Source organism: Nannocystis bainbridge (assembly GCF_028368995.1).
Lineage (GTDB): Bacteria > Myxococcota_A > Polyangia > Nannocystales > Nannocystaceae > Nannocystis > Nannocystis bainbridge.
The window spans coordinates 631,354-644,877 of sequence record NZ_JAQNDL010000003.1; the positions used below are offsets into that span (position 1 = coordinate 631,354).

Consider the following 13,524-nt stretch of genomic DNA (forward strand, 5'->3'; position numbering starts at 1 on the left):
GATCGCCTTGCACGATAGCGCGCAGCACGCGCTCGACCTCCGATACATGCGCGCCGCTCTGGCGATCGCCGAAGCGGCCGCGGCCGCCGGCGACGTCCCGGTCGGCGCGCTGGTCGTGCTGGACGGCGTGATCCTCGGGGTCGGCGGCAACACCCGCGAGCAGGGCGCCGACCCGACCGGCCACGCCGAGATCGTCGCCCTGCGCGAGGCGTGCGCCGCTCGCCGGCGCTGGCGCGTCGACGGCGCGACGCTCTACGTGACCCTGGAGCCGTGTCCGATGTGCGCCGGCGCGATCGTCAACGCCCGCGTCGCCCGCCTCGTGTACGGCGCCGCCGATCCCAAGGCCGGCGCCGTCCGCTCGCTCTTCAACCTCTGCGACGACCCGCGCCTCAACCACCGCCTGGCCGTCGTCCCCGGCGTGCTCGCCGGCGAGTCGGCCGCGCTCTTGCAAGCTTTCTTCCGCCGCGCCCGCGCCCGCGATAAAACCGGGCGGGGACCGAAGACGCGTGTCTGATCTCGCCGCCGTCCAGCAGCTCCTGGCGCACGGGCGCCTCAGCGTCGACCGCTGCGAGCGCGGCCGCACCACCTTCCTCTCGCACCTCGGCGCCGCCGCCAAGTTGGTCCCCGGCGCCTGGCTCGGCCACCGCGACCTGCTCTACGCGCTCGCGCTCGCCAACCTCAGCCCGACCCAGCGCAGCAGCCTCGCCCGCGCCGTGCTCGTCGAGCACGGCCGCGAGTTCGGCGTCGGTCGCCTGTCCCTCGTGACATGTCCTTCGGGACTCCCGCACGGCGGCAGCTCGCTCCTGCTGCGCCCGCGCGGCGGCGGCCCGACCTGCCTCTACACCTGGGCGCTCGGCCCTGGCGCCGGCCTGCCCGCCTGCGAGTGGCTGCTGCTGCGCGCCCTCCCGGGCTGGGCCCTGGACGCCCCGCCGGCCCCGCTCGCCCACGCCGGCCTGGCCACCTTGCACGCGCTCGGCATGCACGTCGAGATCCTGTGCGCCACCGCCACCTGCGCCCGCCAGATCCAGGAGCACGCGCTCGGCGACCTCCCGTTCGGCGCCCACCCGCGGTTCGCCCCGCACCTCGACGGCGTGGTCCGCCCCGGCGGCGACGAGCCGGCCACCATCCGCCTGAGCCCGCACGACGCCTTCGACCCGCGTACTTTCGGACAGGTCGCAAAGAACAGGTCCCAAGAGCCAGCCTCCGCCATCGCCCTGGTCCTCGTCGACGCACCCCTTACCGTGCGAGCCGCCGTCGATACCTGGCTCAAAGGACAGCCGGCGCGCCGCCAGGTCGAGGTCGTCGCCGCTAGCTGCCCCGGCCGCCTCGGCCGCGACGCCCTCGCCGCCCTGTGGCGCAGCGGCGGCCAGCCGCAGGTGCTCCTGCGCGGCGACCCGGCCTGGACCGCGCCCGCGCACGCGTGGCTGCAGAGCCTCGGCGCCACGGTCGCCGCCCAGCACGACGACGGCACCCAGCTCGGCCTGTTCGGCTGACCTCCGCGCTCCCCGTCACCTCGCAGCGGTACGGCCGCGCTCCGAGTCGTGGCGAATCGATGTCGCCCCCGCGCTCGTGCACCGCGCCGCCCAGTCCCCGCGCGATCGACCTCGCTCCGCGCCGCCGAGTCCCCGCGAACGACCTCGCCGCCCGAGCCGCGCCGCCCGATCCCGCGAACGGCTTCGCCGCCGAGTTCCATGAACACCTCGGTCGTTGCCCGGATCTCCCGTCGCCGACGCCTCGCCTCGAGCTTTGCGATTCGGCGCCCGCGCCGGCCCATGTTGCCTCGCAGCGCCTCGGAGCGGCCTCATGACGCGCTCCGCGCCCCGGGCCCGCGTGTTTTCGCGCATACCGTCGTCGCGCCGCGGCCTGGAGGCTCGCCCGGGCTTTCTCTACAATCGCCGCCAACGCGCGAATGGACAACCGACCCTTGCCGCCCTGGTTGCCGCTGCTCCTCGGGCTTCTCGCCGGAATCGCCGTCCTCGGCGGTCTCGATCCTGTCTATCCCGGCGCCATCGCCTTGCTGACCGGCGCCGCCGGTTACTACATCGGCATGCAGGCCGACAAGCAGCTCGCGCGGGCCGGCGACGAGCGGCAGGCCCTGCGTGAGGTCGAGGCGCGCAGCCACCAGTCCGAGCGCGCCCTGCACGACGCCACCGCCCACGCGCAGAGCCTCCAGACCCAGGTCCAGGAGCTCGCCGGGCGCCTGCAGAATTGCCAGGCCCACGGTCAGGAGCTCGCCGCTCGTCTGCAGGCCGACGCCCATCAGCTGCGCAACGCCGAGCTCGAGCAGCGCAGCCTCACCGCTCGCCTGCAGGAGGTCACCGCGCGCGCCCAGGAGCAGGCCGGGCGGGCCCAGGCCGCCGAGGTGCGGCTCGCCGATCTCGAGACCCGCCTGCAGGACGCCCAGTCCGAGAACCGCGCCCTGCAGCAGAGCGTGCGCGGCGGCGTGCCCGAGCTCGACGTCCTGCGCAACGAGCTCGAGACCGTGCGCCGCGGCGCCAACGAGACCCGGCACCGCCTCACCAGCGAGCTCGAGGCCTCCCGGCGCGAGCAAGAGGCCACCGCCGCCGATCTCGGGCGGATCCAGGGCCGCCTCGCCGAGGCGCTCAACCAGCGCGACGGCGCCGTGCGCGACGCCGAGGAGCTGCGGCGCATGCTCGACGAGGGCGGCCTGAGCTCCCGGGGCATCGACGCCGAGGCCACCGCGCTCATGCAGGAGCTGTCCGAGGGGCTCGGCACCACCACCGGCGCGCTCGAGGAGACCTCGCAGGCGCTCAACAACGTCAACGGCGGCCTCAAGGGCATCGCCGACAACGTCGAGCTGCTGGCCAGCAACGCCGAGGAGAGCGCCAGCTCGATCCTCGAGATGGCCGCCGCCAACGACGAGGTCGCCGAGAGCATGTTGAACCTCGCCGCCAGCGTGCAGGAGACCGCCACCTCGATCGAGGAGATGACCTACTCGGTCAAGGAGGTCGCCAAGAACATCGAGGCGCTGAGCTCCACCGCCGAGGAGACCTCGCTGGCGATGACCGCCATGGACACCTCGATCCAGCAGGTCGAGAACAACGCCAACGAGACCGCCGGCCTGTCCGAAGAGGTGGTGTGGGCCGCCGAGGGCGGCGTCGACGCCATCAACCAGACCATCGAGGTCATCAACCTGATCAAGACCTACTCGGCCGACGGCGTGGCCGTCATCAGCCGCCTGGGCGAGCGCATCAGCGAGATCGGCAAGATCCTCAGCGTCATCGACGACGTGTCCGAGCAGACCAACCTGCTCGCGCTCAACGCCGCCATCATCGCCGCCCAGGCCGGCGAGCACGGCAAGGGCTTCGCCGTCGTCGCCGACGAGATCAAGGACCTCGCCGAGCGCTCCGCCAGCAGCACCAAGGAGATCGCCGACATCATCAAGGCCGTCCAGCGCGAGAGCCGGAACGCCGTCGAGGCGGTGCAGCGCTCGAGCAAGTCGGTCGACGACGGCGTGCGCGTCAGCCACCAGGCCGAGGACGCGCTCAAGCGGATCTCCGACGCCGCCCGCCGCTCCACCGGCATGGTCCGCGAGATCGCCCGCGTCGCCGTCCAGCAGACCCAGAACTCCAAGCAGGTCACCGACGCCATCAACGTCGTCGCTACCACCGTGCAGCAGGTCGCCACCGCCACCAGCGAGCAGGCCCGCGGCGCCGAGCAGATCATGCGCTCGGCCGAGAAGATGAAGACGATCACCCGCCACGTCGAGCGCTCGACCCAGGAGCAGACCCGCGGCTCGCGCCAGATCACCCGCGCGATCGAGACGATCAGCGAGATGGTCAGCCAGCTCAGCAAGGCCCACCGGGCCCAGACCCAGGGCGCCGACCAGATCGTCGAGGGCCTCAAGTCGGTCAAGGAGGGCATGACCTACCAGCGCAGCCTCTACGAGCAGCTCAGCTCGAGCGTCGGCGTCACCCCGCCGCGCCGCCAGCCCTCGCGCAACAGCAAGCCCGGCCCCGCGCGCATGTGACCTCGAGGGCATGTCCGCGGGGACATGCCCGTGGGGACATGCCCCTTCGCGCATGTCCCCGGGGACAAGAGCCGCCTCCGTGCGGCCCCCCGCCCAGCTCTGTCCTGCCCCCCGACCCGCGCCCGCTCGCCCCGCCGCCTGCCGCCCGGCCCTCCGCGCGGGCCCTGTACCTCGGACCAGCTCGCCGCCCGCCGCCTGGCCCTCCGCGCGACCTGTCCCTCGGACCAGCTCGCCGCCTGCCGCTCTGGCCCTCCACGCGGACCTGTCCCTCGGACCAGCTCGCCGCCTGCCGCCGGCCCTCTACGCGGGCCTTGGACCTCGGACCAGCTCCGCGACGCGCCGCCGGCCTTCTACGCGGGCCTTGGACCTCGGACCAGCTCCGCGACGCGCCGCCGGCCCTCTACGCGGGCCTGTCCCTCGAACCAGCTCGCCGCCTGCCGCCTGCCCCTCCGCCGGACCCTCCGCGGACCTGTCCCTCGGACCAGCTCGCCGCCTGCCGCCTGCCTTTCTCCTCGACTCCAGCGGCCCATCGGGTAGCTGTCGCTCAGTCGCGGACCTGTCCCTCGGACCAGCTCGCCGCCTGCCGCCTGCCTTTCTCCGCGGACCTGTCCCTCGGACCAGCTCGCCGCCTGCCTCTCTACGCGGACCTGTCCCTCCGGCCAGCCTCGCTGCCTGCTCCTCCGCGTAAACCTGTCCCTCGGACCAGCCTCACCGCCTGCCCTTCCGCGCCGACCTGTCCCTTGGACCAGCCTCGCCGCCTGCCCCTGACGGCTCCCTGCAGGCCGCCGGCGATCGCTCACCTGTCCGGGCGTCGCCGCGCCGGCGCGTGCGGGACGTCCCTGGCGTCCCGTGCCGGCCCGTGGAGGCCCTCGGGGCTGCCCGCGCGCTCGCCCGCGCAGACTGCGCCCCCGGCCCGCTCGCCCGCGCCGCGGGACACTGCTATGGTCTGCCGGTGTTCGGCATCGGCATCACCGAGATGATCCTGGTCGGGCTCGTCGCCTTGATGCTCTTCTCCCCGCGCGAGCTGCCCAGCCTGATCAAGACCCTGGCCGGCATCTACGGCAGCATCCGCCGCACGGCCGAGCAGTTCCGGGCCCAGGTCATGGAGGCCGACGAGCTGCGCGAGCCGATCGAGGAGATCCGGGCCGCCTACCACGGCACCAAGGCCGAGCTCGACGGGGCCCGCGACGTCGCCCGCCGCGAGCTCCAGCGCGCCCGCATGGAGGTCGTCAAGGCCCAGCAGAAGATCAACGAGATCGCCCGCGAAGAGGCCAAGCGCCCGCCTGTCCCTGGGGACATGCTCGCCGGGACAGGTCCTTCGACGCAGGTCTCTTCGGCCAGCCAGGCCGTCGCCGCCGCCTCCGCTGCCACGGCCGCCGCCTCCGCGGCCACGGCCGCTGCCTCCGCTGCCACGGCCGCCGCTGCCGCCTCGTCCGCCGCCGCCGAGGCCCCGACCGCCACCGCCTCGACCGTCGCCGCCGAGGCTGCCCCGCGCGCCGTCCCGGCCGCCGCCACCGTCTCGACCGTCGCCGCCGAAGCCGCCCCGCGCGCCGTCCCGGTCGCCGGCACCGTCTCCTCCGCCCCGCCCGAGGCGGTCCCGCGCGCCGTCCCGGTGCCGGGCGCCGTCCCGGTCGAACCCGCCTCGCGCGTGGCCGCGCCGGGCCGCCCCGTCAACGAGCGTGACGTCGCATGAGCGCCGCCCAGACCCCGCCCGCCTCCGCACCGCTGCCGGCCGTCGTGCCGCCGCCCTCCAACGGCCTCGACGGCCTCGCCGAGGGCCCCGAGGGCGACCAGCCGATGTCGTTCTGGGACCACATCGGCGAGCTGCGCAACCGCCTCGTCAAGGCCTTCCTCGGCCTCGTCGTCGCCTGCATCCTCTGCTTCGTCTACGCCACCGAGCTGCGCGAGTTCTTGGCCGCGCCGCTGCACACCGCCTGGGCCGCGGCCGGCATGGCCGGCAAGCCCGAGCTGCAGGTGCTGGCGATGATGGACGCCTTCATGACCGACATGCGCGTGGCGGTCGCGGCCGGCATCTTCCTCGCCGCGCCGATCGGCTTCTACCAGCTGTGGATGTTCATCGCTCCCGGCCTCTACTCGCGCGAGAAGCGGTACGTCATCCCGTTCGTGGCCACCTCGGTGCTCATGTTCGTGGCCGGCGCCGCCTTCTGCTACGTGGCAGTGCTGCCGTGGACGATCCAGTGGCTGCTCTCGTACACCCAGAGCACCAGCGGCGCCGAGACGACCGTCGCCTATCACCTGACGCTCAACGACTACATCCGCGACGCCACCAAGATCCTGGTCGCCTTCGGCGCCGTGTTCGAGTTCCCGCTGCTGATCGCCTTCCTCAGCTTCGCCGGCGTGCTCAGCCACCGCGGCCTGCTGCGGTTCTGGAAGATCTCGGTCATCGCCATCTTCGTCATCGCCGCCGTGCTCACCCCGCCCGAGCCGGTCTCGCAGCTGATGATGGCCTTCCCGATGGTCGGGCTGTTCTTCCTCAGCGTCGGCGTCTCGTACCTGATCACGCGCAGCCGTGAACGCGCCGCCGGCCTCGTCACCCCCGAGCCGGTCCCGCCCGCGCCCGACGATCCCGAGGCCTGACCCTCGTCGCCTGGCCGCACCTCGCGGCGCATGCCTCGCGCCGCAACCGTAGCGGCGAATCCGAGATCGGGTGAGCCCAGCGCGGCGCGACCGTGATGTCGACGATCGAGCCGCGCGCGAGGTCGTCGCTGACGACGCCTCGGCGGCCCGAGGTCGGCCGATCCCGCCGCTCACGTCACCACGCGTCAGGCTGCCGTCACGTCGGCGCTCCGTACGGATCGCGGATGCACGCCGCCGTCCGTCCGCCGGGCGCTGGCCTCGCCGCCTCGACCGACCTCGCGGCGCGGCCCGGCGGCGCGCTCCGGCGAGGTCGCGGGCCTTCGGGTCTGCGAGGCGAGTTTGCGCAATTTTTTGCGGTCTCCCGCGTCGGCCAAAACCTTCCCCGCGGCGCGCAACTCGCCTATTCTTTGCGCCCCATGTTCCAGCTTCGCTTCTCGCCGCTCCTGGCCGTGTTCCTCGCCGTACCTGTGCTCCTGTCCGCCTGCGTGTGCGGCCCCGGGCCCAACGTGGGCGGTTACGACGACCCCTCCGGCAAAGACCCGCCGCGCTCGCTCCAGGGCGTCAAGTTCATCGAGAGCGAGAAGGGCGAGCCCGAGGTCATCGGCTGCGCCGACGGCCAGCGCGAGGGCTTCGCCGACCTCACCCGGCACAAGCGGGTCGCCGGCTGCCTCGCCACCTGGGAGGGCACCAAGAGCCTGCGCGACAAGCCGACCGGCAAGGTCTGCGGCGACGACAAGGGCGTCTGCACCTCGCCCGCCGACGCCTGCTCCAAGGGCTGGCACGTGTGCGGCTACCAGGGCAAGCACGAGGACCTCAAGCGGCACACCACCGCCAACGCCTGCAACAAAGAGGCGGGCCCCGGCAAGTTCGTCGCTGCCATGAGCCACGGTCAGACCGAGGACCTGTGCCCGCCGCCGCCGACCGCCGAGACCGTGTTCCCGTGCATGGACTCGGGCATCTGCTCCGAGCCGGTCTGCTGCGGTGACGGCTGCGCGTTCGGCAAGTGCCGCGACGCCATCTGGCGCGGCCAGACCAAGATCTCGCTCGGCAAGGCCGAGGGCTGCGGCTCGGTCACCTCCGAGCGCAACGGCGGCATCCTGTGCTGCTACGACGGCGACGGCGACCCCGCCGCGGCCGCTGGCGGCGAGACCCCGCCCGCCGGCGCCGACCCGACCACCCCGCCCGCCGGCACCGACCCGGGCACGCCGCCGACCGGCGCCGCTCCGACCGGCACCCTGCCGACCGGCGCCCCGGCTGGCGCCGCTCCGACCGGCACCACCCCGGCCCCGTCGACCGCCACGCCCACCGACCTCACCGTCCCGACCGGCGGCCCCGCTCCGACCCCCGGCACCAGCGCCAAGAAGCCCGGCTCCAAGTAGCCGACCTCGCGGCCTGCCGCGCCTGACTCGAGGGACATGCCCACCCGGGCATGTCCCTTTTCGCATGTCCTCGCGAACATGTTCGCGAGAACATGTCCGAACCGCCATGCGCTGCAGGCCTTGAACTGCCGCCCGGACCTGTCCGCAGAGCCAGCCGACAACCCGAACTCCCGCCTTCGACCTGTCCGCAGAGCCAGCCGACGCCCTCGCGCCGACCCGATGAGCCCCCGCGCCCGACCTGTCCGCAGAGCCAGCCGACGCCCTCGCGTCGAGCTCGATCCTCTGACCTGCCCCCGAGGACAGCCAGCCGCGAGATGCCCCGTGCAGCGCTTCAGGCCGCGATCTCGCCGCTGCGCACGCCGCTGACGTAGTGACCGAGCGCGTGCAGCTCCGGCCGCATCACCTCCATCACCGGCGACGTCGTCACGTCCGTCGCGTGCCCCCAGAACTGCAGGCGGCGCCCGATCCACTCCGCGTCCGCGCCGACCGGCGGCAGCTGGACCGCGCGCAGGCGCAGGGCCGCGTGGCATCGCAGCCACGCGCCGGTGCTGCGGTCGCGCACGCCCACGCACTCGTCGGCCCGCAGGTGATACTCCGTGTGCTTGGTCGCAAACACGCGATGACGGCGGCGGTTCTTCGGGTTCATGCGACGGAGCGTGCCAAACCCGCCTGCCGCACCGCAAAAAACCGGCGTACTTCGGCGGGCGCGGCCGACGCACCTGCTACACTCCCTGCATCGTGTCGACCTCGCCGTTTGCGAATCTGCCGCGCTTCCGGCCCGCCAGCTTCTGGTTGTTGGTCGCCGCCACGGCCACCAGCGGGTTCGTCTCCGACCTGCCGCTCGCCGACCGGCTCCTGCTCGGCGCCTCGTTCGTCGCCGACCCCGCCCCCTGGCAGCCGCTCACCGCGCCGTTCCTGTTCCCCAACGGCCAGCTCGCCGGCCTCATCGGTACGGGCCTGCTGCAGTGGTTCGTCGGCAGCCGCGTCGAGGCGCGGCTCGGCCCCGCGCGCTACCTCGGCCTCGTCCTCGGCGGGGCCGTCCTCGGCTACCTCGCGCTCGGCCTCGTCGGCCTGGCCGTGCCCGCCGCCCTCGCGGTCCCGCACGGCGGCACCATCCCGATCGACATCGCCGCCGTGGTCGCGTTCGGCGTGCTGTTCGCCCGCGACCCGCTGGCGCTGTTCGGCCTCCTGCCGATCACCGCGCGCAGCTTCGCCAGCGTCGCCGTCGCGCTCCTGCTCCTCGGCCCGCTGCTGCGCGGCGGCTGGCCCGACATCGTGCCCGGCCTGGTCGCCGCCGGCATCGCCCTCGGCGTCACCCGTCGCTGGCAAAAGCAGCCCGCGTCCGGCAAAGTCGGCCCGCGCAAGGCCAGCAAGAGCAAGCGCCCGCGCCACCTGCGGATCGTCGACGGCCGCGAGCAGTACCTGAATTGACGCTCCGCCCCGCGCTCACGGACCTGTCCCCGGCGACCTGTCCCTGACGACCTGTCCCGCGCGACCTGTCCCTACAACCATCCTTGAATGACGAGCCCGAAGTGACCTTCCGAAGCGACGAGCCGCGCGAAGCGGCGATGACGACCAGCGTGGCCCGGCCGGCGCCGTCGCGGCCGCTGCGTCGCGTGATGCTGCGGGTCACCGACGGCCCCGACCGCGACGCCCAGGTGCAGACCGCCCGGCCGCGGCTGACGATCGGCCGCAGCGCGGTCAACGACCTCGTGCTGACCGACAGCTCGATCAGCGGCCTGCACGCCGAGCTGCTGCTCGGGGCCGGCGGCCCGCACGGCGCGGTGCTGCTGCGCGACCTCGGCAGCACCAACGGCACCCACGTCGGCGGGGTGCGGATCCGCGAGGCGTGGATCGAGCCGGGCGCGACGCTGCACGTCGGCAAGACCGCGATCGCGTTCCTCGCCGAGGACGAGGTCCAGGTCCCGATCTCGCGCCAGACCCACTTCGGCGCGCTGCTCGGCTCCAGCCCCGGCATGCGCGAGCTGTTCGCCGTGCTCGAGCGCATCGCCGACACCGACATGAGCGTGCTCGTCGGCGGCGAGACCGGCTCGGGCAAGGAGCTGGTGGCGCGCGCGCTGCACGACGAGTCGCCGCGGCACAAGGGCCCGTTCGTGGTCCTCGACTGCAGCGCCCTGCCGCGCGAGCTGGCCGAGGCCGCGATCCTCGGCCACCGCAAGGGCGCCTTCACCAGCGCGCTCGAGAGCCGCGCCGGCGCGTTCGAGGAGGCCCACGGCGGCACCCTCTTCCTCGACGAGATCGGCGAGCTGCCGCTCGAGCTGCAGCCCAAGCTGCTGCGCGTGCTCGACCGCCGCGAGGTCCAGCGCATCGGCGAGACCCAGGTCCGCAAGGTCGACGTCCGCGTGGTCGCGGCGACCCACCGCGACCTCAAGACGATGGTCGGCCAGGGCACCTTCCGCGAGGACCTGTACTTCCGCCTGTCGGTCATGACCGTCGAGCTGCCGCCGCTGCGCGAGCGCGGCGACGACATCGCCCTGCTGGCCGAGAAGTTCGTCGGCGACTTCACCCGCCCGCGCGGCGGCGGCGTCGTGCTCAGCCCGGCCGCCCGCCGGGCCCTCGCCGCTCACCCCTGGCCCGGCAACGTCCGCGAGCTCAAGAACACCATCGAGCGCGCGGTCCACTTCGCCAGCGCCGGGGTGATCGAGCCCGCCGACCTGTTCCTCGGCCGCCCGGGCCGCCCGGTGCCCGCCCCCGCGCCCGTCGCCTCGCTGCCCACCCTCGCCGGCGAGGAGGTGCTGTTCACCCAGCCGTTCAAGGAGGCCAAGCAGACCCTGCTCGACGCCTTCGAGCGCCGCTACTTCGCCCGCCTGCTCGAGCAGCACGACGGCAACCTCAGCCGCGCCTCCGCCGCCGCCGGCATCACCCGCTACTACCTGCGCGAGCTGCTGAAGCGCCTCGGCCTCCACCGCGTGAAGGACGAAGAGCCATGACCCGAGAGACATGTCTCCAAGGCCATCCCGAGGCGGCCCGCGCCGCCGCGGGGCCGGCGGATCCTGACATGCCCTGCCCCGAAGGACAGGTCGCTCCGCTCCCGGCGATCGCGCTCCGCCCCTCGACCTCCGCCGCGACCGCCCTCGAAGCTGTCCTCTCGACCATGTCCTCCGAGACCTGTCCCTCCGGACATCCTCGCTCCCCCATCCCCGCGGTCCTGCGCACCGCCGCCTTGATCTGCTGGGCCGCGCTGGCGGGCGCCTGCGGCAATCGCAGCGGCGACCCGGTGCGCACGGCCCAGGCCTTCACCGCCGCGGTCCAGCGCGGCGACATGGACGCCGTCTACGGGCTGATCGAGCGCGCCGCCAGCGAGCAATTGGTCGCCGCCGCCGCCCAGGCCTCCGACCAGGTCGGCGGGCGCCGGCGCATCGAGCCGGCCGAGATGCTGCAGATCGTCGACGTCGACCCCAACTTCGAGCTGGCCAGCGCCGAGCTGCTCGGCGACGTCGACCTCGCCGACGCCGAGGACGGCACCTTCGCCCAGGTGCGCCTGAACGGCAGCCAGCAAGAGAGCCACACGCTCACGCTCGTGCGCGAAGAAGGCGCCTGGCGTGTACGGATCCCCCTGCCTCCGCTTAACTCTACCGCCACTACCCCATGAACTCGTTCGAACCACGCCCCACCGGCCGCCCCGCCGTCGTCGGCTGGCTGCTGCCGTTCTTCTGTGTCAGCGCCGCCCTGCTCGCCCACTGGCTGCTCAGCGTCCCGCCCGGCCCGTTGCCGCCGCCCGTCGCCAAAGAGGCCCCGCCCAAGCCGAGCCCGGCCCCTGCTGCCGGCGGCGACGACGACGACGACAAGGACAAGGCCGGCTTCGAACCCTTCACCTCGCCGCGCGCCGACGGCCTGCTCGCGCAGCTGCACGGGGCCTACGACGCCGTCGGGTTCAAGGCCGAGCCGACCTTCGAGGCCTGGAGCGTGGCCCACCGCCCGCTCATCACCCAGATCATCACCGCCACCCGCCTGCAGGCGTTCAAGGGCGTCGTGCCTTCCCCCTCGGTGTCGACCTCGAACGTCGAGTGTCACACCATCCGCTGCCGCTTCACGCTGTCGAGCAGCAAGCAGGAGGACCTGCAGCTGCTCCTCGACTCGGTCGCCACCCTGCAGCTCGACGGCGCCCCGCTGTGGCACACCTGGAAGCCTGACGAGATCGCCGAGGAGCCGACCAAGCGCGCCAACGCCAAGCCGCGCATGCGCACGCAGGTGGTCGTGTCGTTCGCCCGCGACCTGCCCAAGCTCGACCAGATCAAGCTGCAGTCGGGCGCGCCGCTCAAGCCGGCCTCGATCACGCCGGTCAAGGTCCCCGGCGCGACCCCGGGCGCGCCGACCACGAACCCGTTCGGCCCCGCAGGCACGGCCATGGGCCCGCACCCGTCCACCTCGATGCCCGGCAGCACGGCTCAGCCCAGCAGCACGGCTCAGCCCAGCACCGCCAAGCCCGGCAGCGCCGCCAAGCCCGGCAGCACCGCCACGCCCGGCAGCACCGCCACGCCCGGCAGCACGCCGAGCACCAAGCCGCCTGCGCACGCGCCCTGAGCCTCCTCGCAGCTCGTGTCTCGCTCGCAGAGACACCAGCGCCCGCGCACGCGCCCTGAGGCTCCTCGCAGCTCGTGTCTCGCTCGCAGAGACACCAGCGCCCGCGCACGCGCCCTGAGCCTCCTCGCAGCTCGGTGTCTCGCTCGCGGAGACACCAGACTGCCCGCGCACGCGCCCTGAGGCTCCTCGCAGCTCGGTGTCTCGCTCGCCAAGACACCAGACTGCACGCGCACGCGCCCTGAGGCTCCTCGCAGCTCGGTGTCTCGCTCGCAGAGACACCAGCGGACGCGTGCCTGCCACCGCCGTCCTGGCGACCACGGCGATCCAGCGCTTTCGTGCCCGCGCTGACGCGCACCCGCGGCCCTCATCCGGCAGCGCCGATGATGTTGCGTCCGAATCCTCCGCGAGCATGCGCGGCCGCGACCGCCCCGACAGCGACGGCGATTTCAGCTTGCTCTCGAGTTCTCGCGTCCACGGCCGCGAGGGCGCGCCCGGCCCGGCGGCCGTCACCCGCGGCTGCTACGCTGCCTGCGTGCCACGCACCGCGCTCGGCCTCCTCCTCTCCCTCGGCAGCCTCGCAGCCTGCGGCCCGGGCGACCGCCTCGAAGGCACGCTGTCGGTCGACAGCGAAGAATATGGCGCATGGACCATGTCCCCGACGACATGTGTCTCGGGCGAGCGCCGCCAGTTCTTCGGCGTCGATCTGACCGAGCGCGGCGACAACGGCAGCGGCGTGCGGATCGTCGACGACCCGGTCGACGGCTACTCGCTGGCGATGAACATCCCCGACCACGACCTCGCGCTCGTCGTCACCGCCGCCAGCAAGTGCGAGGTGTTCGACGTCCACCTCGAGCGCGGCAACGTCCGCGTCAACAACATCTGGGCCGTCCAGGGCCACGCGATCCTCGAGTGCCGCGCCGACGGGATGGAGATCGTCGCCGACTTCCAGTTTTCGGGCTGTACCTAAGGACATGCCGTTATCGACATGTCCCCATGGACATGCCCGATCGG

At 73.3% G+C, this 13,524-nt stretch carries 12 protein-coding genes; 11 read left to right on the top strand and 1 reads right to left on the bottom strand.

The genetic code is table 11. The features are described 5' to 3' along the window. The first annotated feature begins 7 nt into the window (after positions 1 to 7). From tadA to POL25_RS27930, 6 genes are all read left to right on the top strand, one after another. The gene (gene tadA, locus POL25_RS27905) at positions 8 to 514 is read left to right on the top strand and encodes a tRNA adenosine(34) deaminase TadA (RefSeq protein ID WP_276594417.1); all 507 of its coding nucleotides are present in this window, start codon (positions 8 to 10) and stop codon (positions 512 to 514) included. After that, positions 507 to 1,493, top strand: coding sequence for a hypothetical protein (locus tag POL25_RS27910; protein ID WP_272089267.1), 987 nt, complete (start codon positions 507 to 509; stop codon positions 1,491 to 1,493). The genes tadA and POL25_RS27910 overlap by 8 nt, the downstream gene beginning before the upstream one ends. A 416-nt stretch (positions 1,494 to 1,909) precedes the next feature. Next, entirely contained in the window at positions 1,910 to 3,991 is a 2,082-nt protein-coding gene (locus POL25_RS27915) for a methyl-accepting chemotaxis protein (protein ID WP_272089268.1), read from the top strand. A gap of 952 nt (positions 3,992 to 4,943) precedes the next feature. Beyond that, entirely contained in the window at positions 4,944 to 5,684 is a 741-nt protein-coding gene (locus POL25_RS27920; protein WP_272089269.1) for a Sec-independent protein translocase subunit TatA/TatB, read from the top strand. Beyond that, a complete protein-coding gene (gene tatC / locus POL25_RS27925; RefSeq protein WP_272089270.1) occupies positions 5,681 to 6,589 on the top strand; it encodes a twin-arginine translocase subunit TatC in 909 nt (302 codons plus the stop codon). Before POL25_RS27920 ends, tatC begins: the two co-directional genes overlap by 4 nt. 416 nt (positions 6,590 to 7,005) lie before the next feature. Next, positions 7,006 to 7,968 (top strand): hypothetical protein, encoded by a 963-nt coding sequence (locus tag POL25_RS27930; RefSeq protein WP_272089271.1) that lies wholly within the window; start codon positions 7,006 to 7,008, stop codon positions 7,966 to 7,968. Between the two features lie 331 nt (positions 7,969 to 8,299). Here the strand turns inward: POL25_RS27930 and POL25_RS27935 are convergent, their stop codons facing one another. Then, positions 8,300 to 8,614, bottom strand: coding sequence for a hypothetical protein (locus POL25_RS27935; RefSeq protein ID WP_272089273.1), 315 nt, complete (start codon positions 8,612 to 8,614; stop codon positions 8,300 to 8,302). A gap of 92 nt (positions 8,615 to 8,706) precedes the next feature. On the opposite strand from POL25_RS27935, the gene POL25_RS27940 reads away from it, so the two are divergent. The 5 genes from POL25_RS27940 (at position 8,707) to POL25_RS27960 (ending at position 13,480) form a co-directional block, all read left to right on the top strand. Continuing rightward, positions 8,707 to 9,399 (top strand): hypothetical protein, encoded by a 693-nt coding sequence (locus tag POL25_RS27940; protein WP_272089274.1) that lies wholly within the window; start codon positions 8,707 to 8,709, stop codon positions 9,397 to 9,399. A gap of 101 nt (positions 9,400 to 9,500) precedes the next feature. Then, positions 9,501 to 10,919, top strand: a complete 1,419-nt coding sequence (locus POL25_RS27945; RefSeq protein ID WP_272089275.1) for a sigma 54-interacting transcriptional regulator — start codon at positions 9,501 to 9,503, stop codon at positions 10,917 to 10,919. Further along, positions 10,916 to 11,581, top strand: coding sequence for a hypothetical protein (locus POL25_RS27950; protein ID WP_272089276.1), 666 nt, complete (start codon positions 10,916 to 10,918; stop codon positions 11,579 to 11,581). Before POL25_RS27945 ends, POL25_RS27950 begins: the two co-directional genes overlap by 4 nt. Next, the gene (locus POL25_RS27955) at positions 11,578 to 12,513 is read left to right on the top strand and encodes a hypothetical protein (protein ID WP_272089277.1); all 936 of its coding nucleotides are present in this window, start codon (positions 11,578 to 11,580) and stop codon (positions 12,511 to 12,513) included. The genes POL25_RS27950 and POL25_RS27955 overlap by 4 nt, the downstream gene beginning before the upstream one ends. Before the next feature lie 409 nt (positions 12,514 to 12,922). Next, positions 12,923 to 13,480: a hypothetical protein gene (locus POL25_RS27960; protein ID WP_272089278.1), complete on the top strand. Its 558-nt coding sequence runs from the start codon at positions 12,923 to 12,925 to the stop codon at positions 13,478 to 13,480. Positions 13,481 to 13,524 lie beyond the last annotated feature (44 nt).

What these genes read in the sequence shown, in the direction of transcription:
- POL25_RS27915 (WP_272089268.1), top strand. Translation starts at nt 1,910, where the DNA reads ATGGACAACCGACCCTTGCCGCCCTGGTTGCCGCTGCTCCTCGGGCTT.
- POL25_RS27935 (WP_272089273.1), bottom strand. Translation starts at nt 8,614, where the DNA reads ATGAACCCGAAGAACCGCCGCCGTCATCGCGTGTTTGCGACCAAGCAC.
- POL25_RS27950 (WP_272089276.1), top strand. Translation starts at nt 10,916, where the DNA reads ATGACCCGAGAGACATGTCTCCAAGGCCATCCCGAGGCGGCCCGCGCC.
- POL25_RS27930 (WP_272089271.1), top strand. Translation starts at nt 7,006, where the DNA reads ATGTTCCAGCTTCGCTTCTCGCCGCTCCTGGCCGTGTTCCTCGCCGTA.
- POL25_RS27955 (WP_272089277.1), top strand. Translation starts at nt 11,578, where the DNA reads ATGAACTCGTTCGAACCACGCCCCACCGGCCGCCCCGCCGTCGTCGGC.
- POL25_RS27960 (WP_272089278.1), top strand. Translation starts at nt 12,923, where the DNA reads ATGCGCGGCCGCGACCGCCCCGACAGCGACGGCGATTTCAGCTTGCTC.
- tatC (WP_272089270.1), top strand. Translation starts at nt 5,681, where the DNA reads ATGAGCGCCGCCCAGACCCCGCCCGCCTCCGCACCGCTGCCGGCCGTC.